Annotated in this window: 33 protein-coding genes and 1 tRNA gene; 25 read left to right on the top strand and 9 right to left on the bottom strand. The window is 37.0% G+C overall.

What is annotated here, in order from left to right; genetic code table 11:
* Positions 1-68 precede the first annotated feature (68 nt).
* Positions 69-827, top strand: coding sequence for an exodeoxyribonuclease III (locus FACI_RS05005; RefSeq protein ID WP_009887044.1), 759 nt, complete (start codon positions 69-71; stop codon positions 825-827).
* Between the two features lie 82 nt (positions 828-909).
* Here FACI_RS05005 and FACI_RS05010 read toward each other — a convergent pair whose 3' ends face one another.
* Positions 910-1518, bottom strand: a complete 609-nt coding sequence (locus FACI_RS05010; protein ID WP_009887045.1) for a sulfite oxidase-like oxidoreductase — start codon at positions 1516-1518, stop codon at positions 910-912.
* Positions 1519-1633: 115 nt separating this feature from the next.
* Between FACI_RS05010 and FACI_RS05015 the strand changes: the two genes are divergently transcribed.
* The 14 genes from FACI_RS05015 (at position 1634) to rsmA (ending at position 10077) form a co-directional block, all read left to right on the top strand.
* The gene (locus FACI_RS05015; protein ID WP_148285730.1) at positions 1634-2236 is read left to right on the top strand and encodes a hypothetical protein; all 603 of its coding nucleotides are present in this window, start codon (positions 1634-1636) and stop codon (positions 2234-2236) included.
* A gap of 37 nt (positions 2237-2273) precedes the next feature.
* Positions 2274-2519: a hypothetical protein gene (locus FACI_RS05020; protein ID WP_019841564.1), complete on the top strand. Its 246-nt coding sequence runs from the start codon at positions 2274-2276 to the stop codon at positions 2517-2519.
* Between the two features lie 30 nt (positions 2520-2549).
* Entirely contained in the window at positions 2550-3662 is a 1113-nt protein-coding gene (locus tag FACI_RS05025) for an OFA family MFS transporter (RefSeq protein WP_009887048.1), read from the top strand.
* 29 nt (positions 3663-3691) lie between these two features.
* Positions 3692-4384, top strand: a complete 693-nt coding sequence (locus FACI_RS05030; RefSeq protein WP_009887049.1) for a ribosome assembly factor SBDS — start codon at positions 3692-3694, stop codon at positions 4382-4384.
* Between the two features lie 107 nt (positions 4385-4491).
* Positions 4492-5160 carry an exosome complex RNA-binding protein Rrp4 gene (gene rrp4 / locus FACI_RS05035; protein ID WP_009887050.1) on the top strand — a complete coding sequence of 223 codons (669 nt, stop codon included), beginning with the start codon at positions 4492-4494 and terminating at the stop codon, positions 5158-5160.
* Positions 5161-5883: an exosome complex exonuclease Rrp41 gene (gene rrp41, locus FACI_RS05040; protein ID WP_009887051.1), complete on the top strand. Its 723-nt coding sequence runs from the start codon at positions 5161-5163 to the stop codon at positions 5881-5883.
* Positions 5884-5885: 2 nt separating this feature from the next.
* Positions 5886-6668 carry an exosome complex protein Rrp42 gene (rrp42, locus tag FACI_RS05045; RefSeq protein ID WP_009887052.1) on the top strand — a complete coding sequence of 261 codons (783 nt, stop codon included), beginning with the start codon at positions 5886-5888 and terminating at the stop codon, positions 6666-6668.
* A 4-nt stretch (positions 6669-6672) separates the two neighbouring features.
* Positions 6673-6930: a 50S ribosomal protein L37ae gene (locus FACI_RS05050; RefSeq protein ID WP_009887053.1), complete on the top strand. Its 258-nt coding sequence runs from the start codon at positions 6673-6675 to the stop codon at positions 6928-6930.
* A complete protein-coding gene (locus tag FACI_RS05055; protein ID WP_009887054.1) occupies positions 6923-7054 on the top strand; it encodes a DNA-directed RNA polymerase subunit P in 132 nt (43 codons plus the stop codon). Before FACI_RS05050 ends, FACI_RS05055 begins: the two co-directional genes overlap by 8 nt.
* Before the next feature lie 7 nt (positions 7055-7061).
* A complete protein-coding gene (locus tag FACI_RS05060; protein WP_009887055.1) occupies positions 7062-8204 on the top strand; it encodes a tRNA pseudouridine(54/55) synthase Pus10 in 1143 nt (380 codons plus the stop codon).
* 6 nt (positions 8205-8210) lie between these two features.
* On the top strand, positions 8211-8507 hold the full coding sequence (locus FACI_RS05065) for a 50S ribosomal protein L21e (protein WP_019841567.1): 297 nt from the start codon (positions 8211-8213) through the stop codon (positions 8505-8507).
* Positions 8508-8542: 35 nt separating this feature from the next.
* A complete protein-coding gene (locus FACI_RS05070) occupies positions 8543-8812 on the top strand; it encodes an Rpb4 family DNA-directed RNA polymerase subunit (protein WP_369678025.1) in 270 nt (89 codons plus the stop codon).
* Positions 8813-9361, top strand: coding sequence for a DUF655 domain-containing protein (locus FACI_RS05075; protein ID WP_009887058.1), 549 nt, complete (start codon positions 8813-8815; stop codon positions 9359-9361).
* Positions 9358-10077 carry a 16S rRNA (adenine(1518)-N(6)/adenine(1519)-N(6))-dimethyltransferase RsmA gene (gene rsmA, locus FACI_RS05080; RefSeq protein ID WP_009887059.1) on the top strand — a complete coding sequence of 240 codons (720 nt, stop codon included), beginning with the start codon at positions 9358-9360 and terminating at the stop codon, positions 10075-10077. Before FACI_RS05075 ends, rsmA begins: the two co-directional genes overlap by 4 nt.
* Here the strand turns inward: rsmA and FACI_RS05085 are convergent.
* Complete coding sequence (locus FACI_RS05085) at positions 10055-10900, bottom strand: SPFH domain-containing protein (RefSeq protein WP_009887060.1); 846 nt, start codon at positions 10898-10900, stop codon at positions 10055-10057. The two genes, rsmA and FACI_RS05085, sit on opposite strands and share 23 nt — an antisense overlap.
* A gap of 286 nt (positions 10901-11186) precedes the next feature.
* On the opposite strand from FACI_RS05085, the gene FACI_RS05090 reads away from it, so the two are divergent.
* From FACI_RS05090 to FACI_RS05120, 7 genes are all read left to right on the top strand, one after another.
* Positions 11187-12242 (top strand): hydroxymethylglutaryl-CoA synthase, encoded by a 1056-nt coding sequence (locus tag FACI_RS05090; protein WP_009887061.1) that lies wholly within the window; start codon positions 11187-11189, stop codon positions 12240-12242.
* Positions 12226-13398, top strand: a complete 1173-nt coding sequence (locus tag FACI_RS05095) for a thiolase domain-containing protein (RefSeq protein WP_238553345.1) — start codon at positions 12226-12228, stop codon at positions 13396-13398. The genes FACI_RS05090 and FACI_RS05095 overlap by 17 nt, the downstream gene beginning before the upstream one ends.
* A 1-nt stretch (position 13399) precedes the next feature.
* Entirely contained in the window at positions 13400-13804 is a 405-nt protein-coding gene (locus FACI_RS05100) for a Zn-ribbon domain-containing OB-fold protein (protein ID WP_009887063.1), read from the top strand.
* Between the two features lie 185 nt (positions 13805-13989).
* Entirely contained in the window at positions 13990-14805 is an 816-nt protein-coding gene (locus tag FACI_RS05105; RefSeq protein WP_048074177.1) for a menaquinone biosynthesis family protein, read from the top strand.
* A gap of 135 nt (positions 14806-14940) precedes the next feature.
* Entirely contained in the window at positions 14941-16449 is a 1509-nt protein-coding gene (locus tag FACI_RS05110; protein ID WP_009887065.1) for a cytochrome ubiquinol oxidase subunit I, read from the top strand.
* A 5-nt stretch (positions 16450-16454) separates the two neighbouring features.
* Positions 16455-17528 (top strand): hypothetical protein, encoded by a 1074-nt coding sequence (locus FACI_RS05115; RefSeq protein ID WP_009887066.1) that lies wholly within the window; start codon positions 16455-16457, stop codon positions 17526-17528.
* Positions 17529-17566: 38 nt separating this feature from the next.
* Positions 17567-17639, top strand: a tRNA-Pro gene (locus tag FACI_RS05120).
* Between the two features lie 133 nt (positions 17640-17772).
* Here FACI_RS05120 and FACI_RS05125 read toward each other — a convergent pair.
* Together FACI_RS05125 and FACI_RS05130 are read right to left on the bottom strand one after the other, a co-directional pair.
* On the bottom strand, positions 17773-18279 hold the full coding sequence (locus FACI_RS05125) for a DinB family protein (protein WP_019841573.1): 507 nt from the start codon (positions 18277-18279) through the stop codon (positions 17773-17775).
* 220 nt (positions 18280-18499) lie between these two features.
* On the bottom strand, positions 18500-18709 hold the full coding sequence (locus FACI_RS05130) for a CDGSH iron-sulfur domain-containing protein (protein ID WP_009887068.1): 210 nt from the start codon (positions 18707-18709) through the stop codon (positions 18500-18502).
* An 84-nt stretch (positions 18710-18793) separates the two neighbouring features.
* Here FACI_RS05130 and FACI_RS05135 point away from each other — a divergent pair, with 84 nt between their 5' ends.
* Entirely contained in the window at positions 18794-20167 is a 1374-nt protein-coding gene (locus FACI_RS05135; protein WP_009887069.1) for a bifunctional ADP-dependent NAD(P)H-hydrate dehydratase/NAD(P)H-hydrate epimerase, read from the top strand.
* 25 nt (positions 20168-20192) lie between these two features.
* Positions 20193-21365, top strand: a complete 1173-nt coding sequence (locus FACI_RS05140; protein ID WP_009887070.1) for an AMP-binding protein — start codon at positions 20193-20195, stop codon at positions 21363-21365.
* On the opposite strand, the gene FACI_RS05145 is transcribed toward FACI_RS05140, so the two are convergent.
* From FACI_RS05145 to FACI_RS05160, 4 genes are all read right to left on the bottom strand, one after another.
* Positions 21353-21829, bottom strand: coding sequence for a hypothetical protein (locus tag FACI_RS05145; RefSeq protein ID WP_009887071.1), 477 nt, complete (start codon positions 21827-21829; stop codon positions 21353-21355). The genes FACI_RS05140 and FACI_RS05145 overlap by 13 nt on opposite strands.
* A 52-nt stretch (positions 21830-21881) precedes the next feature.
* Positions 21882-22238 carry an ArsR family transcriptional regulator gene (locus tag FACI_RS05150; protein ID WP_009887072.1) on the bottom strand — a complete coding sequence of 119 codons (357 nt, stop codon included), beginning with the start codon at positions 22236-22238 and terminating at the stop codon, positions 21882-21884.
* A gap of 104 nt (positions 22239-22342) precedes the next feature.
* Positions 22343-22600 carry a UPF0147 family protein gene (locus FACI_RS05155; protein WP_009887073.1) on the bottom strand — a complete coding sequence of 86 codons (258 nt, stop codon included), beginning with the start codon at positions 22598-22600 and terminating at the stop codon, positions 22343-22345.
* A gap of 4 nt (positions 22601-22604) precedes the next feature.
* Complete coding sequence (locus FACI_RS05160; RefSeq protein WP_148285731.1) at positions 22605-22904, bottom strand: Lrp/AsnC family transcriptional regulator; 300 nt, start codon at positions 22902-22904, stop codon at positions 22605-22607.
* A 141-nt stretch (positions 22905-23045) separates the two neighbouring features.
* Between FACI_RS05160 and FACI_RS05165 the strand changes: the two genes are divergently transcribed.
* Positions 23046-23654, top strand: a complete 609-nt coding sequence (locus tag FACI_RS05165; protein WP_048074056.1) for a thymidine kinase — start codon at positions 23046-23048, stop codon at positions 23652-23654.
* Between the two features lie 49 nt (positions 23655-23703).
* On the opposite strand, the gene FACI_RS05170 is transcribed toward FACI_RS05165, so the two are convergent.
* Complete coding sequence (locus FACI_RS05170) at positions 23704-24465, bottom strand: amino acid kinase family protein (RefSeq protein WP_009887076.1); 762 nt, start codon at positions 24463-24465, stop codon at positions 23704-23706.
* Positions 24466-24509 lie beyond the last annotated feature (44 nt).

The following is a 24509-nucleotide window of genomic DNA, read 5'->3' on the forward strand; positions in this document are numbered from 1 at the left end:
TAGGAAAGTTTTGTAATTTTGATAAATTCCACACCCTGCTTTATATATAACATAATTATTACAATAATATGAAAATACTGTCGTGGAATGTAAACGGAATCAGGGCTGCGGTTAAGAATGGAATAATAAAAACTCTTGAAAATGAAAATCCTGATATAATACTTCTGCAGGAAGCGAAAGCCGATAAAATGGACATACCTGAAGAATTGCACCATACTGGATATAAAATATATGTAAATCCGGCAGATAAAAAAGGATACAGTGGCACAATGGCCATGGCAAAACAGGAACCATTAAGTTACACCACAGGAACAGGTGAAAATAATAAAGATGTGGAAGGAAGAATACAAACACTGGAATACGATAATTTTTATTTAATCAATTCATATTTCCCGAACTCACAGCACGGGCTCACCAGGCTTGACTACAAAATTCAGTTTAACAGGGAGATACTGGAATATATGGATAAGCTGAAAGCTAAAAAACCTGTAATCATTACAGGCGATTTCAACGTTGCACATGAAGAAATAGATATAGCAAGGCCAAAGGGGAACGAAAAAAATGCTGGATTTACTATTGAGGAACGGGATTCTATGACTGAAATTTTATCACACGGCTATGTAGACACATACCGTTATTTCCACAAGGAACCCGGGCACTATTCATGGTGGTCATACAGGTTCAATGCCCGTGAAAAGAATATTGGCTGGCGCATAGATTATTTTCTTGTAAGTGATAATTTTATTGGGAAAGTTGAGGATTCATTGATTCTGGAGAATGTTACAGGTTCAGACCACGCACCACTTGAACTTATATTAAAACAGTGATTGGACAATTCTCTTTTTCCATTATATATTAAAGTATTATTTTGAAAATTTTTGGAAGTGGCCTGGTTTTTACTAAATCTTTCTATTTATCTATTTCAGAATGCCTTTTTATTTTCTTCCATCCGAAACCTTTGAACCGTTCCTCATCTTCCACTTTGCCTCTTTCGTGGTATCCATATGCTTCCCAGTACCCATCCTCATATTTCTCCATTAATTTAATTTCGGTGACCCATTTTGCACTTTTCCACCCATAAAGGGATGGCATAAATGGCCTTGCAGGAAATCCATGCTTAACTCCAAGGGGCTTGTCATCTATTCTAAGTGCCAGTATGCTCTTTTCATCCACTGCATCATCAAATGGAATAGGTGTATCATAACCATCTGCACAGACAAACATTACCCATTCGGCCTCAGGTAAAGGTTCAGATTTCATTATAAGATCCTTCAATGACGGCCCGCTAAATTTTGCATCTTTAATTGACCATTTTGTGACACAGTTGAAGTCTGAAATATATTCAATTCCATCCATTTTATTTAATTCCTGATATGTATATTCTGCAGGTTTTTTTACAAGCCCGGTAACCTTTAAAGACCATTTATTTTCATCTATTGCAGGACCTCCCAGTGCATCATATATAATCCAGCTGTTAACATAATACTGGCCGGGGTTTTTAATCTCAATTTTTTCCATTGGTCAATCATATTTATTTACTATTTAACAATTTTTTAAGCTATTTTTAAAATATATTGTATTATCCAATCTGATCATGGCTATAAATTATTATATTATGGAATTATCACATTTCATGCTCATGATTTATATTTTGCTTCCAGTGGCTATTGTTGGCCTAACTATCCTTATTGCCGGGCTACACATGGTAGCACCAGACCACTGGACATCCATACTATCATATTCCCTCCAGAAGAAATTCAGAACAGGAAAGATTGGCACAATGTCATTCAGCTTAGGCCTTATTCATGGAATCTTTTCATCTATTTTATCATTTGGAATAGCCATACTTGGGATGTACTTTTTGCCAGAGTTCTACTTAAAAATATTTGCTGTGGCGCTGCTTGTCTTTGTTGCTCTGTATATAATCCTGAACGCAATGCATGAGAAGAAGTCAGAGGATTCCAGGGGCGGTGAAATAGAGAAATCCATATTGCTGGTAAGCATAATACCTGACCCTGCTATAGTCCCGATCATATTGATTGCTGTAGTTTATGGCATCCACTTTGTATATATAACGCTGATAATATTTGTTCTGGCTTCTGCCCTGGCACTTCTTCTGGTGACATTGCTTCTGAGCAAAATACTGATGAAAAAACTTGCTACCTTCACACCACAGAAAATAGATTATCTTGTTGCAATTATACTGTTATTAACAACTCTATTTGTATTATTTTAATTCATAAATAACATTTACTATTATAATATCAGGTATTATGTTGTTAAGCCTTTTGACAATTTATGGTTCAGTAGTACTGACCATGATGATGATTTTTTATCTGCTGGAATCACGTTCTCCTGTGTATTCGCTTTTCTTCGGCATTACCTGTTTTGGCTCAGCAATTTATGGAATTCTAGCAGGTGTGTATCCATTTGGTGCTATAGAATCGGTCTGGGGGATATTTTCCATTAACAGGTATGTCAAAAGAATAGGCAAAGCTAAAAAAAGTGAAAAACAATAATATTTATATTATCCTGATAAATTTTAAAAAATGAAAAAGGGCTACATTATAATAGGCATTGTGATAATGTCCTTTAATTCCCTTTATCAATATTCATGGGATGTTTTCGAACCATTGCTTAAAACCGGCCTGAACGTTACTCTAGTCCAGGTTGAAGTTGCCTTTACGCTCTTTGCCATATTCTCAACCGGTTTTCAGGGCATTGGCGGCTATTTTGCCGATAAGAATGGGCCTAGAAATATTGGCATATTATCTGCCATTCTGTCATCCATCGGTTTTTTAGGGACATCATTTATCCATAACCTGTATTTATTCTATGTACTGTGGTCCCTCGGAAGCATAGGGGAAGGCATACTCTATGGCATATCCACCAATTTAGCGGTTAAATGGTTCAAAGGCAGGAGAGGTTTTGCAGTAGGGCTTGTCTCCCTGGGTTTTGGCCTTGGTGCAGCAGTTGCAAATATATTCATAGCAAAGGCCGTTTCATTCAGGACACCAATGCTGATAATAGGGATTGCTGAAATAATCATCCTGCCAGCCCTGCTTATGAAAGCCAGATACCCGGAAACCGCCAAGCTGACAGGCGAAAAGACATCAAAAAACCTTAAAAACACAAGATTCTGGATACTTTATATCTCATTTATCCTGGGTGCTGTTCCATTAATAGTAATTTCAGCTTCATTTGGATATCTGGGCGAAACATTGCCGCTCGTAGAATTTACCATTCTTGTATCCCTGTTCCCTCTGCTCAGTGGTGTAAGCAGGCCCATACTGGGGTATGTATCAGATCTAATAGGGCGGGTAAAGGTTGTAATGCTGATAGATTCATTCCTGATACTGGGTTCAATATTCCTGATCTTAAGGTTATATGTTTTCGCTATAATCTTTATCGGGTTCTTTGGAGGTGCCATGATTTCAATGTACTTTTCACTTGTTGGTGATATTTTTGGCACCAGGTTTTCAACTGCAAACAACGGTATATTCTATACGGGAAAAGCAATATCCGGGTTCATGGGAAGTACAATTTTTGCGGCACTATTTCTATTTGACCATGAAATATCCTTCATATTTGTCCTTATATCCAGCATAGCTGCAATAATGTTCCTTCTTGCATCGGTACCGAAGAAAAAGCCAAATGTATAATTTTTTATTTAAATAAATGATTATCAACAATGGTAAATACAGACGAGGCGGTTATAGCAAGATTCGAATATGACAGTTATAAATTTGAAATCCTTGTTGACCCTGATGCAGCTTCCCGTATACGGGCGGGAAAAATAGATATTGAAAACGATCTGGCACTGCCTGAAATATTTAAGGATGCCAGAAAAGGGGAAAGGACAAACGAGGAAATACTTAAACGGGTTTTTAAGACTACGGATATAGGGCAGATAGCTATAGAGATAGTAAAAAGGGGGCAGATACAGCTTACCACAGAACAGAGGAAGGAAATGCTGGAACTCAAAAGGAAACAGGTTATTAACGAAATTGTAAGGGAAGCTATAAATCCCCAGACAAATACACCTATTCCTGTAACCAGGATAGAGGCGGCTATGGAGGAAGCAAAGGTACGGATCGACCCTTTTAAAAGCGTGGACGAACAGGTACAGGCAGTGCTAAAGGCAATAAGGCCATTGATACCCATAAGGATGGAAAAGGCAAGGATGGCTATCAGGCTAACCGGAGATGCCTACGGGCGCCTTTATGGTGACATTTCAAGAATGGGAACAATACTTAAGGAAGAATGGTCCAATGCCGGCGATTATATATGTGTCATAGAAATTCCAGCCGGCATGCAGGGAGACCTCATTGACCTTGTCAATAGAAAAACCAGCGGGGATGCAGATGTTAAATTATTGAAATGATTTTTAAAAGTTGGCATTATTAAAATTATTTATATAATATTTTAAAATTAATCACAAAGATAAATATATTACGAAGGTATATTTCATAAAGTAAAAGGTGTATTCAATTGGAAACAAAAAAAATAGTTTATCCGGGGGACAAAATAGAAATAGCTGAATTGAAACCCCGAAATGGCATGTATGAATATAATTCGGAATTCTTCTCTGAATACTTTGGAGTAATTCAGGAAAGCGAGAAATTTATTGACGTTGCTCCATTTAATAGTCCATATTTGCCAAGGGCAAACGACAAGATAATAGGGAAAATAATGGATATAGGTCCCACTATGTGGACAGTTGATATTAACTCTCCATATTATTCCCTATTGCATATGAACGATACTCCCTGGCATGTTTCATCCGGGGACCTCGAGCGTTATCTGAACGTGGGCGATTATATATACGCCAGAATATCGGTATCCAACGAAATTAAGGAAAGCTGGATTTCGTTAAGGGATAATGGAATGAGAAAGCTTGAGTCAGGCAGGATAATATCGGTAAAGCCTCCGAAGGTTCCACGTGTTATCGGGAGAGGAGGAAATATGATAAATATCATTAAAAACTATACCGATACAAAAATAATTGTAGGCCAGAATGGATTTATATGGCTCGATGGCAATGTAGATAATGTTAAAAAAGCCATAGATGCAATAAGGCTTGTGGAAAAAGAAGCACATACAATAGGATTAACAGACCGGATGGAAGAATACCTCAAGAATATGAAAGGTGAAAATTGAATGGAAGGAAATATAAAATTGATGAGAGAAGATGGGCTCAGGCTTGATGGGAGGTCATTGAATGAAATGCGCCCCATAAAGATCCAGACAGGAGTTGTGGAACGCGCAGATGGTTCAGCATTTATAGAATGGGGTGCTAATAAAATCATTGTTGCAGTATACGTAAGGGAAGCCTATCCAAAACATGCCCAGAATATTGACAGGGCTATAGTAAAGGCAAGGTATAATATGTCAGGATATTCAGTAGAGGAGAGAAAACGCCCGGGTCCGGACAGAAGGACCATGGAAATATCGAAGGTTGTTTCGGAAGCATTATCTTCTGCAATTGTCCTTGAAAAGCTCCCGAGGGCTGAAATTGATGTGTTTATCCAGGTTCTGGAAGCTGATGCAGGCACAAGAATAGCGAGCCTTACAGCTTCATCAGTGGCTGTTGCAGATGCCGGTGTTCCCATGAGGGATCTTGTAGTAGGATGTACTGCAGGAAAGGCAGATGGAAAGATTGTACTTGACCTTTCAAAGGATGAGGACAATTTCGGCCAGGCAGATATACCGATGGCTATTTTGCCCAGAACTGGAAAAGTAGTATTATTACAGCTTGACGGGGACGTTACAGAAGAAGAGTTTAATGAAGCCACATCGATGATGATGGATGCAATGCCAAGAATTTCGGAATTGCAGAGAAACGCTTTGATGAGCAAATACAGTATAGAGGATGGTGAATAAAAATGCCTATGGATTCAAGTGCAGTATTATCTGAAATTAGAAAAGGATTTATCCTGGAAAGCATAAAAACAGGGAAACGCCTGGATGGAAGGGGGCTTCAGGATTACCGTGAAATCAAGATAACAGAAAATTTTGTCCCCAAGGCAGCAGGTTCTGCCATGGTTGAAATCGGTAAAACAAAGGTTGTAGCCGGCATAAAAGTAGAAGAAGGAGACCCGTTCGAGGATTCTCCTGATAGCGGTGTAATGGCACTGAACATAGAATTGCTGCCAATGGCATTCCCAACCTTTGAATCAGGGCCACCCAGTGAGCAGGCTATAGAGTACTCCCGTGTGGTTGACCGTGGAATAAGGGAAAGCAAAATGGTTGATACATCAAAGCTTGTAATAGAATCAGGAAAAAGAGTCTGGATGATATTTGTGGATATCGATGTCCTGAACTATGACGGGAATATAATAGATGCCGCAACCCTCGCTGCTGTGACAGCTTTGAAAAACACTGTTGTCCCTGCATCGAAAATCGGGCAGAAAGATTATAGCCTTCCTATTAACGCAACTCCTGTATCAATTACAATGGTTAAAATAGGAGATGAAATAGTATGTGACCCCGACCTCGAGGAGGAACAGGTTTCCAATGGAAGGATAACGGTAACTATAGCTGAAGACCATAATATCCATGCCATGCAGAAAGGTGATATAGGAGAATTTTCGCTTGATGAAATAAGAAAAGCTATAAAAACATCAAGTGATATAGGTAATAGATTAAGAGAATCATATTTGAGGTAATTATATGACAAAACACACAGTAAAAGTAGGGGCTTCAGGACGTTTTGGGCCAAGGTATGGTGTTACCGTAAGGAAAGCATGGAATAAAATATATAAACAGAAAATCAGTTTCTACACATGCCCTTCCTGCAAACAGAAAAAGGTAAAGAGAGTAGCGAATGGAATATGGGAGTGCAGGCACTGCAGCTATAAGTTCGCAGGTGGTTCATACACTCCTGAATACAGCAGTGAAATCGTTAAGGAGATAAACAACCATGTATAAATGTATCAGATGTGGAAGGCAGCTTGAAAAAACCTTCGGAACCACAGATATAGAATGTGAATGTGGTTCAAGGGTATTTATAAAAGAAAGGCCTAGCGTCGAAAAAATAGTGAAAGCAAGATAATTTTTTTATGGACGATTTTATAAATTTATTTTCACATAACCTGTGCATCAGATGTACCGGGCGTATTTTTGCAAATATTGATACTGGAATGACAGATTATCAGAGAGGCACTATGCTTGCATTTGCCTATAAATCATTTTATGGAACATACAATGCCCCGGATACCTGTTGGCTCTGCAATGGAATTTTTAATGAATTCGATAAATACTTTAACATGGTAAAAGATGCTATAGGAACAAAGGAATACACAACTATCCTGATAGGATCAAAATTTGATCCAGAAACGTTGCTGGAAGAGGCAAAAATACAGAATAAATACGGCAATAATGGAGAAAGCATTAAAAAAGAATTTAACAGGGAATTTGGAAAATATTTTTCCAGCATTTCTGGAAAAGAATTCTCAAAGGATGCTGATATAGTTATTGAGATAAATACAATTTATGATAATGTAAATTTAATCATAAGGCCACTTTATATTTACGGTACATATAAAAAGGAACGCAGGGATATACCGCAGACAAGATGGATTAATGGCAGCGGGGATTCCATTGAATCGCTTATAGGTGAAAAGCTATTGAAATTCACCGGTGGAAAAAATTACAAATTGCACGGCTCCGGAAGGGAAGATGTTGATGTGATGATGCTTGGCAATGGGAGGGAGTTTATCATGGAAGTAGATGAACCTGAAATCAGAAACTTTTCCATAAAAGAATTCATGGAAGAAGTCAATAACTCAGGAAACGGCATATCAATTTCAAATCTCGAATTTACGGGCAAGAAAAGGGTAAAGGAGATAAAGGAAGCCACATACGATAAAATATACCGGGCAGTGGTTGAATGCAATACGCCCATAAACGAAAATACATTGCTTATGGCTGTTAATACGTTCAGGAATTTTACAATATCCCAGAGGACACCTACGAGGGTTATCGGAAATAGATCTGACCTTATTAGAAAAAAAGAAATAAAATATATAAATATAGAAGATATACATGATAAGGAAGCAGTAGTTAAAATCAGGTCTCAATCAGGCACATATATAAAGGAGCTGATAAATGGGGACGGAGGAAGAACCACACCCAGTCTCTCTTCTGTCTATGGATATGAATTAAAGGTAAAATGCCTGGATGTATTGAAAATAGAGAGGTGAATAAACATGACACGAATGTCTAATGGAACCAGATCAGGTTCAAGAAGTAAGTTAACGAAGAAGATAAAGCAAAGAGGAATGCCAAAGGTTAATAGCCTTTTAAAGAAATTTGAAATAGGCGAGACGGTTGCTGTTGTAATAGAACCGGCTATACAGAAAGGGATGCCATTTCACAACTTTCAGGGAAGAACAGGAAAAATAACAGGGATGCAGGGTAGTTGCTATATCCTGAAAATAAAAATTGGAAACACAGAAAGAAAAATAATATCAGCACCTGTTCATCTCAAGAGGTTGCCCCAATGAAAATAACCTATAAAACAAATAACGAAGTTTTTAATATGCTCAGTAACGTTGAAGAGCGAACTCCGAGCGAAAACGATACACTGGCATACGTTGAAAAATTTTTAAAATACGACAAAGATGCTGATTTAAAGCAGATTTATAATGATATAAGCAAGGTACACAAGCTTCCACGGGAAGCAATAGTGAAAATTATAGACATTAAACCGTCTTCCACTGAAGAGCTAATGGCAATATTAAACTCATATAATGTTGCTGCCGATAACAAAGTTTTAGATAGTATATTGGATATACTTCGGGTTTTATAAATGGAAGAGTACGCTTATATCATAGATTTTCTACCCCAGGGCAGGGCAGACGATAAGAATTTCCGCAAATCGCCCCTTATACTTGCAATAGGTGAAAGTGAATTCAAATTACTTGAGATTATTCCGAAGGTGGACGCCGTAGTTACTGTAGGCGATAAGATTTATATTGGGAAATCACCTGAAAAGAGAGATAAAATAATTTCAATCAAGAGGCGGATAACCTATAAAGATCTAACCAGTGCAGCTATAAGTGAGCTTCCATACACAATAGAGAATATAATAGACGACAATCCACAGAGATTCGTTGATTTTTTCAATAACGCAGAAGCAATTAACACCAGGATGCATACACTTGAACTTTTGCCAGGACTTGGAAATAAGAGTATGTGGTCTGTTCTTGACGAAAGAAAAAAGGGGCCTTTCAAATCATTTGAAGATATAAGTGAAAGGGTAAAAAGCGTACATAATCCAAAGAAAATGGTTGTGAACAGAATAATGGATGAACTGCAGAACAGATATGAGAAATATAAGCTGTTTGTTGCAAAATGACTGTTAACTTTGCAAAAAAATACGGACAGGTATTTTTAAACGATAAAAATATTGCTGCAAAAGAGGTCCGGCTCCTGGGAATTGAACCCGGAGACCATGTTCTTGAAATAGGCCCGGGCCATGGAATCCTTACCGGAATTCTACTATCTGAACCGGTAAAGCTAACTGCCATAGAACCAGACCATAGATTTTATGAGAGTTTGAAAATAAGTTATCACGATCATATAGTATCAGGCAAATTTAATATTATTAAAGAAAGTTTTCTTGATACGGAACCATCCTATTTTGACCATATTATAGGCAATATCCCGTATAATATTTCTTCACCCGTCCTGTTTAAAATTCTGGATTTTAACTTTAAATCTTCCATACTCATGGTCCAGAAGGAATTCGCCCGGAGGCTGGTAGCAAGGCCTGGTACAAAGGAATATTCCAGAATAACCATCAATACATCTGTGAGGTCAACAATTAAAATTCTTTTTAATGTTACAAGGAAGGTGTTTTCTCCAGTTCCAGATGTAGATTCTGCAGTTATTTCTATCATGAAAAAAGATGTTGACATAGATCTGGCAAATTTTGATAAATTCATAGCAAAAATATTTTCCATGAGAAGAAAAAAATTATCAACAATATTAAATTATAATGGGCCGTTTAGCGAAAAAAGGCCGGAAGAACTGGACTTAAGCCAGTTGATCACTCTTTACTCCCGGAATTAGTGCTGTTACCAACATTTCCGGTACTCTTGCTCAGTATATTGTTTAACGCAGTTGCTGTGAAGAACTGGGAAGTATCGCCTACTGTTGGTACATTCTGGGGTATCATTATTAGTGAACCTTTTCCTTCCAGGCCTATCTGGTAAACTATATCCATCCATCTTAACTGGAAAGCTGTAGGGTTGTTTGCATACTGTTTTGCAGCATCCACCATCTTTCCTGCTGCTTCAACTTCTGCAAGGGCAAGTGTAACCCTGGATCTCCTCTCCCTCTCTGCAGCTGCCTGCCTTGACATTGCATCCTGCAATGTTTGTGGAACAAGCACATCCCTGATTTCAACGGATGATACCTTTACTCCCCAGTGTTCTGTTTTCTCATCAATTATCTGCCTTGCTGATTCACCTATCTTTTCCCTTTCTGACAGTATTTCATCAAATGATGATTTTCCAAGAACTTCCCTTAAGGTTGTCTGTGCTGCGAGCTGTGTTGCAGCCGCATAATTTTCAACATTTAACACTGCTTTGTCCGGGTCAATGATCTGAAAATACATAACTGCATCGACATTTACTGGAACATTATCCTGTGTAAATGTAGATTCTGTTTTAAAAGCCACGGCCTGTATCCTCGTGGAAAGCACTACAGTAATTTTACTTATAATAGGCGTCACATAAACAAGCCCCGGCCCTTTCAATCCTGTATATCTTCCCAGTGTTAAAACCGGGGCCCTCTGCCATTCTTTCAATATATGAATTCCCGATAGTATAATTGCTACAATTATAATCAGTACAAGAATTAAAATAACTTCTCCAACATCAATAGCTACCATGATATAACAATGATATATTATATATAAACATTTTTAAATGTCATGATCGCCAATTTCCCTTAAATATATTGGGATATTACAGAAATTCGGTTTAAATGATTTTATATAAAATTAGCAAACTTCAAATTTTTGCCGTTAAATTTACCTTTTCCAGTAGAGAGAAATCAGCAAACCAACAGAACTTTTAAAATATGAAGAATTACACAGGTAATAATTTATGTGGTATTACACCGATTGCCGAAATATTAAACGTGAATTTTTATATATAGTATAATACTATACAACTATGTCTGGAATTGTAAGTTACGGGTCATATGTTCCAATATACAGGATAAAACCAGAGGAAATTGCCAGGATATGGGGCGACGATCCGGAAAAAATGAAGAATAATCTATTTATATTAAGCAAATCGGTACCTTCACCGGATGAAGATGTTGCTTCTATTTCTGTGGAAGCGGCAAGAAATGCCCTTAAAAGAATAAATATAAATCCGGGAGATATTGGCGCTATTTATGTTGGTTCAGAGTCACATCCATATGCCGTTAAACCGACAGCCACCATAGTGGCAGCTGCAATAGGGATGCCGCTTGAATACTTTGCCGCAGATTATGAATTTGCATGCAAAGCAGGTACTGCCGGAATGCAGAATGTTAAGGCAATGGTTGATTCCGGTTATATCAAATATGGCATTGCTATTGGATCAGATACATCGCAGGGTGCTCCAGGGGATGCTCTGGAATACAGTGCATCTGCGGGCGGAACAGCAATGATTATCGGAAAGGACAATGTAATAGCAGAAATAAATGATACATTGTCAGTATCAACAGATACCCCTGATTTCTGGAGGAGGGAAGGAGAACCATATCCCCGGCATGGAGAAAGGTTTACAGGCGATCCCGGATACTTCAAGCACGTTTTAGCTGCCTCAAAGGCAATGATGGAAAGAATGGGAACAAAAAGCAGCGATTATGATTATGTTGTATTTCACCAGCCAAATGGGAAATTCCCAACAAGGGCGGCAAAGATGCTTAATTTTACAGAAGAACAGTATAAAACTGGCCTTTTGACACCCTATATAGGGAATACATATTCAGGTTCTACAATGACCGGCCTATCAGCCATACTGGATGAAGCAAAACCGGGTGACAGGATTCTTGCAGTATCATTTGGTTCCGGTGCAGGCTCCGATGCCTTTGATATAACAATAACAGAAAATATGAAAAATTACCATCGTGAAAACGCTCCAGGTGTAAGAAAAATGATTGAAAATGTGAAATTCATAGATTATGCTATATATACAAAGTTTAGGAAAATACTGGTTATGGGTGATAGCCTTGAGTAATGAAGTTTATATTATCGGCGCAGGCGAAACAAAGTTCGGTGAATTATGGGACAAATCATTGAGAAATCTGGCAGTTGAAGCTGGATTGAAGGCAGTTGAGGATGCAGGGATATATTCAAAAGATATCGATGCAATTTATGGTGCGAATTCACTTGCTGGAATCATAAACATGCAGGAAAATATAGGCGCTCTGATCGCTGACTTTTCAGGTTTATCCGCTGAAGGAATACCTTCCTTAAGGGTAGAGTCATCTACAGCTTCCGGAGGCGCAGCGTTGAGGGACGCATACCTCTCCATAAAATCTGGAGAATATGACGTAGTTGTAGTTGGTGGTGTAGAAAAAATGACAGATATACACGGAAGTGACATACTTGAAAAATCGTCATCCATTCTGGATCGGGAATGGGAAGCCTTTTTTGGTGCTACGCCTGCAGCAATGGCAGCGCTTATAGCCAGGAAATATATGCACGATTTTGGAGTTGAGAAAGAAGCACTATCAATGTTTTCCGTAAACGACCATCTTAATGGTTCAAAAAACCCGGACGCACAGTTCAGGAATAAATTAACCATACAGCAGGCTATGAATTCAACTGCAGTTGCTGACCCACTGAATATGATGGATTGCTCTCCAATGAGCGATGGTGCAGCTGCAGTGGTTCTGGCTTCCGAGAGCTTCATTAAAAAGAACAAACGCGAGGGAGTACGCATATTGAGTTCAGCTGTGGCAGAAGACTATCTTTCTGTTGGCTCTAGAAAATCTATATACACATTGAACTCCACAAAGCTTGCAGTTGAAAAGGCATTGCGGAAATCAGGGATAAAAAGGAATGATATATCATTTATGGAGGTTCATGATTCATTTTCAATATTTGGTTTGCTGGAACTCGAGGACCTTGGATTCGCAGAAAAGGGCAAAGCAAAAGATCTTGTATACGATGAAATAAAGCTTAATGGCAGCATTCCTGTAAATCCCTCAGGCGGATTGAAAGCAAAGGGTGACCCATATGGTGCCGTTGGTGTTGGCCAGGCTGTAGATGCATACAGGCAGTTAAAGGGCAAGGCAGGCGATAACCAGATTAAGGATGCAAAATATGCACTTCTGCATAATATGGCTGGAACCGGGACATCATCAATAATACATATACTGGGTGAATAAAATGACAGAGTTATCGAGAATCTGGAGAGAAACAGAGTATAGATACAATCTTATCGGATTTAAATGCAAAAATTGTGGGAATTCATATTTCCCACCGAGGGATGTATGCCCTGTATGCCATAGGGAATCTATAGGAAAAATGGAAAAAGTAAAATTCAGTGGCAATGGAGAAGTAATATCTTACACAGTTGTGCATGATGCACCTCCAAGCTTTAAAAGGCAGGTACCCTATGTACTTGCGCTCATAAAGTTGTCAGAAGGCCCTGTAATTACTGCCCAGATAGTGGACTGTGATCCTGCAGATGTTGATATGGGGAAGAAGGTACATTCCGTTTTCAGGAAAATCAGGCAGGACGGGGACAGCGGTATAATAGAATATGGATATAAATTTGTATTAAATCTTTAATACACTATTTTATTATTTTTGATTAAGTACATAGAGGCATTCTGTTCATTTTAAACCATATGGCTTCATAGATTCATATTTATATAGCAACCTTCTACCAGGTAATTTTTCATTCCTGAATTTTAAATTCCCCAAAGATGTTGTGTTATAAAAAATACTTTTAACCTTATTGTAATATGACAGGTATGAAAATGTTGATAGCACACACACCGGATCCGGATGACGCCTTTATGTTTTACGCCATGTTTGAGCATAAAATCAAGACATCATTTGAATATGACCAGGTAGTAAAAGATATAGAAACACTGAACAAGGAATCTGTAGATTTAAAGTACGACGTCACTGCAATATCTGCAAATGGATATATGCATGTTTCTGATAAATATGACCTGACAACTTCTGGAGCAAGTTTTGGTATAAGTTATGGGCCACAGGTAATAGCCAAAAAAAATATTGACCTGAAAGGAAAGACTATAGCAAGCCCAGGAAAATACACTTCCGCAGAATTGCTGTACAGGATGTTTGCACCGGAAGCAGGCACATTAAAAGAGATACGCTTTGATAAAATCGTAAACGCAATTATGGAAAATGAAGTAGATGCTGGAATACTTATACATGATGAACAGTTGACTTATCAGGATAAGGGGCTTGTACCTGTTCTGAACCTTTACGATGAATGGAAAAAATATGCAGGGGACCTCCCCATACCTTTAGGATTTAATGCAATACGCAAGGATATGCCGATAGAGGATAAATTGAAATATAAAGCGGACTTTGAAAATTCAATAAAATATGCATTTGAACACGAAACTGACGCGGTAAAATACGCAATGAAATATTCAAGATACGATGACTTTGAGCTTGAAAGAAAGTTTATTTTAATGTATGTAAATGAACTCTCGGTAGATTTCGGTGAAAAGGGCCGGAAGGCACTGGACCTCTATTATAAAAGGGCTGCAGAAAAAAATATAATTAAGCCATTTAAACCTACCATAGTTTAAATATATAAAATATATTTTTTATAAAAATCAAAAACTACAATATTTGTGATAAAAATATCACAACAAGGATTTTTTAATAACAATTAGTTAATTTGTGAATTAAATTAACTTTAAATATTATTTTGTAATCGCAAAATGATAAACATGTTCAACATATCATACCCGGTTTGGGATAGTGCAATGTTTGCTTACACTATATCCGCTCATATCTTGCTGGTATCACTGAGTATGGGTCTGGCAATAACAGTAACTATAGCAGAATTCCTTGCACTGAAAAAGAAGGATAAATATTATGATACACTTGCATACAAACTTTCAAAGGCTCTTGTGATATTCTTTGCAGTGGGAACCGCTTCAGGGACCGTAATGGCTATGGAATTATTCCTATTCTGGCCATCTTTTATGAAGCTGGTTGGGGAAGTTGCTATGGGGCCATTCTACGTCGAAGTTTTCTCTTTCCTGCTTGAGGCTATAGCCCTTCCAATGTATGTATATTTCTGGAAAGATTTCAAAAACAGGTGGGAACACTGGGGATTAAGCCTCGCAGTTACAATTGGCACATACCTTTCTGCATTCACAGTTACTGAAATAAACGCATGGATGAATACACCTAATGGATTCGATGTTGCTAAATTTGTTACTACAGGAGCAGTAACCAATGTTAATCCATTCGCTCCATTTATCACAGCTTCGACGGCAGCAGAGGAACTTCACATGTCAGGTGCTGTATACTACGCTGGCATAGCCATGATTCTCGGATATCTTATATACAAATATTTGAAGACAACTAATATGTCTGAAAAAATGATCTACAGGAGAGGCATAAATATAACAGCAGTTTTCATGATTCTGGATATCATATATTTGGGCATAACCGGTTCAAATGAACTTTCAACTTTAATGGTAATAGAACCTATAAAATATACTGCACTGGAACTTGACCTGCATGCCACAATAGGGACGTCATTCGCTACCATGGCACCGGAGCATATATTCGGAGTATTAATAAATCATAAGCTTGCATATGCTCCCTCATTCCCTTATATCCAGTCTTTGCTGGCATTTCCTTTAACATTCGGGAAGGGATCTATTCCCGGGCTTATACCTTTAACGACATATAAGGGTGTTACTGATTACGGAGTATGGCCACCATACATAGTGCATGACACCCTTGACCTTATGGTAGGGTTTGGTGTTTTAATGGGATTATACTGGCTCTATGTTGTGGTACAGTATTTCAGGAAGAAAGACCCGTTAAGCCACAGGTTCACACTCCTTGGTGGGATAGCAGTTGCAATAATGGGTGTATTTACCATGGAAGATGGATGGTACACAGCCGAAGTTGGCAGAGTTCCATACATAATAAGATCACCTGTGCCCGGAGGTTTTGTTGTTGACGGTGTAAAACATTACGGTACTATGACAATTGCTCAGGCTGCCTCAACATCACCACTTGTGTTTCCACTTGGAATTGCAATTATCATATTCTATCTCGCAGTATTCCCCTTAACGTTCTATTTCGCGGGAAAGGTAATGAAATTATCAAATGTGGACGAAGACCTTAAACTTGGTGAAGATGACATAAAAATGGAAGACGAAAGAAAGGCGAGGAAATCTGTTTCTGCGAAGGCAGGTATGAGGTGAAATAAATGGCGAACTTAATTTATGGCATAAATTTCGATGTACTATTTTTAATTGTGGTTGTAGCATCCATGGTTACAATGTTTGCAACAGAATTAATGGCTATAGTTCCAATAGCAACACGTTTTAAGGATAATAAAACAAGGGTAAATGTTCTATCATACATAGTCCCTGTGTGGGAAGTTGTGGGTACATTTTTTGTTCTCTGGCTGGTAGATATGGAGAATGTTATACCTGTGCTGATGCCTTCAATTGCATATGCCCTATTTCCATTATTTGCAGTATTCATATTTTTCCTTGTGGTAAGAAACTCCTTTATCATATACGCAGAATTCGTATGGCATGAAAACAAATATTTTGATGAGAGAAAATTATACGCTGTATACTCTATAGCAACATTTATTATGGGAATAATGGCATTATCAGTACTTGCTGCCATAACAAGCGGATACGGTGTGCATATTTACGGATTCGTTAAAGGTTCATCTACGAGCTATGCAAGTAGTTACACAAATTTTGGAGTTTTCTATTCACATCTTGGAGTTATAGGATTTATTATCGGTGCACTTATACTTGCAAATGGAATTGGAATGGTATTTTACAGGTTAACAGATATAAAAACAGCAATGGGGAAATTCCTTCCATTAATACTGGTTATAGTCGGCCTGGCAATATTCATGCCCTCTTATTATTCTATCAGTGCCAAGGATTATTCTGTCAATAATGCGCTTATAGTAATACCCATAGTGCTTGCTCTGGTAATACCTATACTGTATGCATTTAAGGGAACAACTCATCTTGCATCATATAAGCCGTTTATTGTTATTCTTACTATAATATCTATAACTTTCCTTGAACTGAAGGCTTACCCCTATGTATTCGGGAGCGCCAATATGGCAGCATATATACCCAAAGTTACGACGAATTCTGCTATGGAATACCTTGCTTTTATAATTTCGGTAGTAGGTGGAATATGGCTTGTATTTATGATGATATACTATGCTTACGTATCCAATCATAGAATAGCCAGGCTAATACCTGAACAAAAGCCAACTGTAAAAGCTCCAGAACCAAAACATTAGATAAAAATTTTATATACCTTTTTAAACTGTAGTTGTGAGGGGCTGTGGGGTAGCTTGGCATCCTACGGGCTTTGGGAGCCTGAGACTCCGATTCAAATTCGGGCAGCCCCATTTTTATTTAACAAAAGTGTATAGTTTTGTAGTCATGATATATGGTATATTTGAAAATTGTGAGTTATCCCGGTTATTGAGTCATTTTATAACTCCATCTTTTTCTGATAATTCTCAATTCTAGAATAAAGGATTAAACTAATCCCCAGACTATCCAGTTATCTGGAAACTTTATATTTGTAGCTCTATAATATAAAGCCAATTCGCCCTCGTGAAAAATCTCATGTTCGGTTATCATACCCGTCAACTGTAATGGGCTAATATTTCTGAAGTTTTCTCCGAGATATTTCATAGAGGGAGTACAATCTATCCACTTATCTGAAACTTTCTGGCTGCTATATGTCAGAACCATACTGGAGAATTCCTCCATAACGCATTTCAGCTCTTCTAGCAGTTCCTGTTTATTATTTTCCAGCAAATGGTTAATATCTTTCCTATAAAAGTCAAGGGTTCCAGATTGTAAAGCATCTAAATAAGAATTTCTAACGTCCAGTATATGCCTGAATTGTTTACCGAATGATCCCGAATTTTTTATCGGGATAATTTCAAGACATTCTGAATCAATAGATTCCAGTGCGCTATGAATTAAACCTCCGTGAAATCTTAAAGTTTTAACCATTTCCCGTAACGAAATGCCCATAATATAAAATTATAATCAGGATATAAAAATTATGATGGTATTCATTTTTCAGGTCTTACAATAAATAATTCACATTATTACTAACCGTGAAAAAATAGTGCTATGCATATCTTATAAATTTAATATACAATAAAATCATAAAGATATACCGCTATGATGATATTTACAAATAAATGATTTGATGATTAATGACGGGCAAGCTGAGCGGTATAAAATTTATTTATTCTTTTTTATAGAATGAACTTACTTCTAATCTGTCCCCATTATGGTCATAAACATACAATTTGCCATCTTCGTCTACGGTCTTCATATGGTGTCCATCACAATATGGTTTATTTTCCGACAGGCCACATGCACATATATGAACCTCTTTATCGCCTACCTTTACCATATATGGTTTGTCCCTTTCATGCAAAACAATTCTAGACATGATTAAACATGATGAATTAATATATATGTTTAATGTTTCAACTCTAATCAGTCATATTTAAGTAGATCCGTATAATGTTTTTGCATGGATTATCTCGATGAAAAATCTATGGATATTAATTATGCCAGTACCTATGGTGATACATATAAACTGATGAAACAGGCAGGCAAATCCATATCAGATTTTGTGGAACATACAATCCCTCCTGGCAAATCCATAGCAATAATATGTGGCACAGGAAATAATGCCGGGGATGGTATATGTTCCGGCGAGTATCTTCTTAAAAAGTATAATGTTTCTGTCCTGCTGATTAAAGATGTGAAAGGATTAAAAACGCAGGAAACCAGGAGAGCTATAAATGATTACAATGGGGCATACTACCCATTATCTTCCCTTGATGAGCTTATTTCCCGATCTGATATAATAATAGATGCAATTTTTGGAGTTGGGATCAACGGTGATCCGCGAAAGCCATACATTGAAATAATAGAAAAGATCAATAATAGTGGAAAAACCATAATCTCTGTGGATGTACCATCTGGATTCCAGACAAATATACAGGTAAAACCTGATTATACGGTTACATTTACAGATATTAAAACCGGAATGAATCGTGAGAATAGCGGTAAAATTACTGTATCAGATATAGGAATACCGGAACAAATAAAATCCGCTGTAGGACCCGGTGACATGGTTTACATGCCCATTTCAGCCCCAGAATCCCATAAAGGCATGAACGGAACAGTTGGAATACTTGCTGGCTGGGAATTTCCAGGTGCAGCTGTGATGTCATCGCTTTCTGCGTATAATGTGGGCCCTGACCTTGTTAAAGTATTTACAAATGAGGTTAACAGGTCTATAATAATGCCGTATAATCCGGGTTTAATGTTTTATCCTGTGAACGGAAAGAATTTTCCGGCTTTATCAGGCTTGAATTCGATGCTTATAGGGCCTGGAATGGGAAAAAGCAAGGAAGCAGAGGACTTAATAAAGTACGCAGTAAAGAATTATAATGGGCAGTTAATACTGGATGCTGACGCATTCAAACTTATAACCCCATCAGAAGTTAAGGATAGAAATGCAATAATTACTCCACATTCAATGGAATTTACAGCATTTACTGGTCTGGAACCCACAGAAGAAAATGCAGTTGAAACGGCTAAAAAATATGGCCTTATAATTTTATTGAAGGGAAGTAAGGATATAATCACCGATGGTGTTAACATCCGTTATTCATATGGTGGCAATAGCCGCATGACAATGGGCGGGACCGGCGATGTACTGGCTGGAATAGTTGCTGGCATTGCATCAAGAAAGGTAAGCCCATTGAGATCAGCCAGCCTCGGGTCTTTTATTAACAAAAAATGTGGTGACATAGCTTTTGAAAAATTCGGCTCTTATTACGGCATAATGGATATGATAGATAATATTAAAATCATCATGCATAATAAATTTTAAATCTGTTTAATGATTATATATAACAATGATCGAGGCAATAAATACCCATGTTAACATTCCTGACATCTCAATGTATTCACTTTTGCTGAGAAATGCCGAAGTAAATGGAAGCAGGCCAATAATAATATTTTATGACAAGTATATTACATATTCAAAATTACTTAAATATGTGGATTCTATGGCATATCAGCTTGAACACAGGCTAAACGTCAGAAAAGGAGAAACAATAGCTATCATAATGGACTTTTCACCACCATATATTATCTCCATAATTTCATCTATAAAAATAGGTGCACGCATTTTGATAATTGATGGGAAAACAGATGATAATACTATTAACGGATATATTGATAAATATAGCATAAAGGTAATGATCATATGCAAGAAGTTTGCAGAAAAAGCAAAAAATGAGCAGATAAAATATATTGTATCGGACCCTAATGATTTCCTCACTCTGGGAAAAGCCTTAATTAATAATATCTATAATCGTTCATATGTTAAATACGGAAATAATGTCTTAAAATTTTATGAGTTTATATACAGTGATAATGTTCCGGCCCTGCCTGAAGCACATGAACCTTCCTGCATTATGTTCCATATTAAAAATGAACTGTTGGCATTCAACATGAAAAGTATCATAGGAGAAACATTCATAATCAATTACTGGTTGCCAAAATTTGATGGAAAACCTGTATTTTATTCTGATATAGACCATTCAACCCCTCTTGGTTTAATCTACTCAATAGCCCTTCCCATATCATTTTCAGGGACCATTGTCATAAACAGCCCAGCTTCCATCTCCCGGAATGCCTGTGATTTTGTAGTGGGGACTCCTTCATTTTACTCACACATCATTGAGAAAAAAATAAATATTTCTGGCGTAAAATACTGTATAATGCCATTTTACGATAGAGAAATAGAAAATGCTTTCCATCAATACACAAATATTCCCCTGATTGCGGGCAGATCTGACCAGTTCACACTTACAACACATATGAACCCCTTTGATGATATACGTGTGGGGTCATTTGGTATGCCGGTTAATTATGTGGAATGCATGATAAACCCTGAAAATGAGTTATTAATTAAAACACCTTATCTTCCAGCAATCTATGAAAATAATAAGAAAAAGGAATATGAATGGTACAACTCATACACCAAGGTAAAAGTTGTGGATAATTATTATTATTCACTTTGAGTTAAATATTTCGAGTTATATTTTTTAAGCAATGACCCGAATAATAATGAGAGGAAGAAATTTGCTACTATGTATGTTATGAAGTAAAATATTAAATCGTATATACCTAACAAGCCAAGGCTATAAACCGTTATTATCACAAAAAAGACGAGCCAGTAAGCTATTACCATAAACTTTATTTTGCCATCCAGTGTATTTCTCGGGATAATATCAAAGTATTTTGCCAGCAGAATGGAGTAAAACACACCAAAAACCAGCCCAAGTATCAATAAATCACGTACCTGCGAAACCAATAGCACAGTGAATAAAAGTGACAGATTTTTGGATGTAATGGTATATCCATAGGCAAATGCAAATTCTGCAGAAAATATGTAGAGTATAATAACATTCACTATTGAGGCAATAATAAAATAAATAAACCCGGATTTCAGGCCTGCAATAATTCCATCCTTGAACGAAGACATATTTCTACATGCTTATATACAATTAATATTTTTATATATTAAAAAAATAGTTTTAGTTTTTAAAATTTTTTAACTGGTTTATGGTACTGTTTATCTCATCTATTTTCTTTTCACGTTCATTTATTATTTCCTCAAGTATTTCATTGAAATCCTTGGATAATTTATATCCGTGCACGGGCCGCCCCTTTCCTTCTTTTTTCATATTTCTTTTTGCAATCCAGTTTTTTCTACGCAACCATTGCATAGCAATAGATACTTCGGGCTGCCTTAATCCGGTTTCCCTCTCAACCTCAACAGAGGTAATTTCACCCTTGTCTTTTATATATACCAGTGTGTATGCCACACTTCTGGGGATGTCAGACACCATTAGGTATTTCGCCAGCTTGTTAACTTCTTCTGAAAGCGCCATTTTTAATCGGATAATAATATTATAATGTTATATATATTTAACTATACAAAAAAAAATTAATATATTATAAAATGCTTATTTTCTATGTTTAATTTATAATAAACTCATGATTTTGAGAGTGCTTCCAGTTTGCTGATTATAGTATATATGGCTGCCCTCCCATGTGACGGCACATTCGGGTCATTGGAGATATCATCCAGTTCAGATATGACATTGGCACACCTTAAATCAAGGCTTTCCTTGCCATCTTTCATCTTTTCTTTTGCTTCGGAAGACGTTTTTCTTACATTCCTCGGTATGGACGAATCATCTTCCAGATCATCCATCAAGGCTAGAACCTCGTTAAACAAATTCTCATCCATTCTATCACCTCATATACATATCCTTAATGATGGATAATACCATCATTGTTTTGGATTTTCTTATACCCTGTATCGAATTAAGGTTATTAACTATAAACTTTTCAAGGGCTATGTAATCGGGAAATCTGACCTTTATTATAAGATCATATTCTCCGGTAACAACAAAGACCTCTTCGACATTTTTATGTTCTCCTATTATCCTTCCAATTGCATCAACGTTGTTAATCTCGGCTTCTATTCCTATCAACGCTGTGATAATTTTATTATCATAATATTCCCTAAAATTTGTAATTTCTGCTTCCATTAATTCACCCAGGTTATTCATAATCATCTCTATATTCATAATATTTTCTAATACATCATAACTTAATTGTATGCATGACAGTCATTATTATAAAGTGCCATGCTGGTTAAAAACTTATATGAGTTAATAATACTAACAATAATGAAAAATATCATTATAGGAAAACTAACAGTTATCACCGGTCCTATGTTTTCAGGCAAAACTTCAAGATTAATTGAACTGTTAGAACGGGAAATTCTGGCAGGGCGAAATACTTTATTATTTAAGCCAGAAATGGACAAAAGATATGATACAACATTTGTGACCACCCATAAGGGCATGAGGCTTCCAGCAATAGTGTTAAATACAGATAATGAGGGCGTGGAGAAAATGTATAACCTGTCTAAAAATGTGGATGTGATAGGCATAGACGAAGCCCAGTTCTGGAATCACGGGTCCATATTGCCTGAGATAGCAGATAAAATTGCCAGTGAAAATAAAATTGTTTATGCAGCCGCCCTGAACAAAAACCATCTTGGAAACCCTTTTAAAACTTCTATGGATATTATATCAAGGGCAGATCAGGTTTATTCATTGACCGCAGTATGTGCAAAATGCGGTGAAGATGCGACATTTTCTCAGAGAATTTTGAATGGCAAAGAAATATTCGGCGAGCAGATAAAAATAGGCGGCATGGAGAGTTATGAACCGCGATGCAGAAAATGTTTTGTTTACCCTGATGTATCTGAAGTTCAAAGGCTTGAAGAGTAATACTGCAATTTCCTGCAATAAATTTGGAAAATAACTACAGTGGCTGGAATCATTGTATAAGTGTAATTACATTATCCATATCAGCTGACATTAATATTGCTTTTTTCCCGCCCTTGGAAATGAAATCAAGCATGGCCTTTATCTTTTTGCCAGTTATGTTATCATTAAAGTGCCCACTTTTATAGATATCCATCAGGGCATTAAATGTTATATTCTTCAATAATTTCCCGCTATTTACGATTCCTTCAAATTCATCTTTATGCCCGGATATAATTATTAACTCATCCGCCTCAATAAGCGTTCCGAGAAGTGACGAGGAAGAATAATTATTAACCATTCCATGGCAATTATTATAATACTGCAACTCTCTCACCACAGGAAAACCTGCACCAATAATTATGGGTAAATACCCATCGGACATAAGCGTCATAATTGCCGATTTTTCTGGTATATCTATCGGCTCAAGGAATTCTTCCGTTTTCCTATTCTCAGGAATTCCACTTTCTGTATAATTATCTCCTGTTTGTACTGAAGGATTGGAAATTTTCCTGATTTCTACCCTGGTAAAAACTGCAATAATCTCCTTTGAATATCCATATTTGTATTTAACACGATCATAGGCATTGATGATATCCACCGGATAAAAAGTATCTGCATTTTCAGGATAACTATCTCCGCATGTCACTACAATTTCATTTTCTGATATCAGTTTACCTGATTTAGCGAATATATCATCAATTAATCCAGAGCTTCCGCATTTCTGGTTATAGCCCGGATAATTGTTGCCAATTGCCATTACAATTCTTTTCATCAAATCCCATCAATAATTATGGATATATGATAAGATTATTAAAT

It is taken from the genome of Ferroplasma acidarmanus Fer1 (genome assembly GCF_000152265.2).
Taxonomy (GTDB): domain Archaea; phylum Thermoplasmatota; class Thermoplasmata; order Thermoplasmatales; family Thermoplasmataceae; genus Ferroplasma; species Ferroplasma acidiphilum.

Coding starts and splice junctions, on each gene's coding strand:
- FACI_RS05005 (WP_009887044.1), top strand. CDS start 69: ATGAAAATACTGTCGTGGAATGTAAACGGAATCAGGGCTGCGGTTAAG.
- FACI_RS05010 (WP_009887045.1), bottom strand. CDS start 1,518: ATGGAAAAAATTGAGATTAAAAACCCCGGCCAGTATTATGTTAACAGC.
- FACI_RS05015 (WP_148285730.1), top strand. CDS start 1,634: ATGCTCATGATTTATATTTTGCTTCCAGTGGCTATTGTTGGCCTAACT.
- FACI_RS05020 (WP_019841564.1), top strand. CDS start 2,274: ATGTTGTTAAGCCTTTTGACAATTTATGGTTCAGTAGTACTGACCATG.
- FACI_RS05025 (WP_009887048.1), top strand. CDS start 2,550: ATGAAAAAGGGCTACATTATAATAGGCATTGTGATAATGTCCTTTAAT.
- FACI_RS05030 (WP_009887049.1), top strand. CDS start 3,692: ATGGTAAATACAGACGAGGCGGTTATAGCAAGATTCGAATATGACAGT.
- rrp41 (WP_009887051.1), top strand. CDS start 5,161: ATGGAAGGAAATATAAAATTGATGAGAGAAGATGGGCTCAGGCTTGAT.
- rrp42 (WP_009887052.1), top strand. CDS start 5,886: ATGCCTATGGATTCAAGTGCAGTATTATCTGAAATTAGAAAAGGATTT.
- FACI_RS05050 (WP_009887053.1), top strand. CDS start 6,673: ATGACAAAACACACAGTAAAAGTAGGGGCTTCAGGACGTTTTGGGCCA.
- FACI_RS05055 (WP_009887054.1), top strand. CDS start 6,923: ATGTATAAATGTATCAGATGTGGAAGGCAGCTTGAAAAAACCTTCGGA.
- FACI_RS05060 (WP_009887055.1), top strand. CDS start 7,062: ATGGACGATTTTATAAATTTATTTTCACATAACCTGTGCATCAGATGT.
- FACI_RS05065 (WP_019841567.1), top strand. CDS start 8,211: ATGACACGAATGTCTAATGGAACCAGATCAGGTTCAAGAAGTAAGTTA.
- FACI_RS05070 (WP_369678025.1), top strand. CDS start 8,543: ATGCTCAGTAACGTTGAAGAGCGAACTCCGAGCGAAAACGATACACTG.
- FACI_RS05075 (WP_009887058.1), top strand. CDS start 8,813: ATGGAAGAGTACGCTTATATCATAGATTTTCTACCCCAGGGCAGGGCA.
- rsmA (WP_009887059.1), top strand. CDS start 9,358: ATGACTGTTAACTTTGCAAAAAAATACGGACAGGTATTTTTAAACGAT.
- FACI_RS05085 (WP_009887060.1), bottom strand. CDS start 10,900: ATGGTAGCTATTGATGTTGGAGAAGTTATTTTAATTCTTGTACTGATT.
- FACI_RS05090 (WP_009887061.1), top strand. CDS start 11,187: ATGTCTGGAATTGTAAGTTACGGGTCATATGTTCCAATATACAGGATA.
- FACI_RS05100 (WP_009887063.1), top strand. CDS start 13,400: ATGACAGAGTTATCGAGAATCTGGAGAGAAACAGAGTATAGATACAAT.
- FACI_RS05105 (WP_048074177.1), top strand. CDS start 13,990: ATGAAAATGTTGATAGCACACACACCGGATCCGGATGACGCCTTTATG.
- FACI_RS05110 (WP_009887065.1), top strand. CDS start 14,941: ATGATAAACATGTTCAACATATCATACCCGGTTTGGGATAGTGCAATG.
- FACI_RS05115 (WP_009887066.1), top strand. CDS start 16,455: ATGGCGAACTTAATTTATGGCATAAATTTCGATGTACTATTTTTAATT.
- FACI_RS05125 (WP_019841573.1), bottom strand. CDS start 18,279: ATGGGCATTTCGTTACGGGAAATGGTTAAAACTTTAAGATTTCACGGA.
- FACI_RS05130 (WP_009887068.1), bottom strand. CDS start 18,709: ATGTCTAGAATTGTTTTGCATGAAAGGGACAAACCATATATGGTAAAG.
- FACI_RS05135 (WP_009887069.1), top strand. CDS start 18,794: ATGGATTATCTCGATGAAAAATCTATGGATATTAATTATGCCAGTACC.
- FACI_RS05140 (WP_009887070.1), top strand. CDS start 20,193: ATGATCGAGGCAATAAATACCCATGTTAACATTCCTGACATCTCAATG.
- FACI_RS05145 (WP_009887071.1), bottom strand. CDS start 21,829: ATGTCTTCGTTCAAGGATGGAATTATTGCAGGCCTGAAATCCGGGTTT.
- FACI_RS05150 (WP_009887072.1), bottom strand. CDS start 22,238: ATGGCGCTTTCAGAAGAAGTTAACAAGCTGGCGAAATACCTAATGGTG.
- FACI_RS05155 (WP_009887073.1), bottom strand. CDS start 22,600: ATGGATGAGAATTTGTTTAACGAGGTTCTAGCCTTGATGGATGATCTG.
- FACI_RS05160 (WP_148285731.1), bottom strand. CDS start 22,904: ATGGAAGCAGAAATTACAAATTTTAGGGAATATTATGATAATAAAATT.
- FACI_RS05165 (WP_048074056.1), top strand. CDS start 23,046: ATGAAAAATATCATTATAGGAAAACTAACAGTTATCACCGGTCCTATG.
- FACI_RS05170 (WP_009887076.1), bottom strand. CDS start 24,465: ATGAAAAGAATTGTAATGGCAATTGGCAACAATTATCCGGGCTATAAC.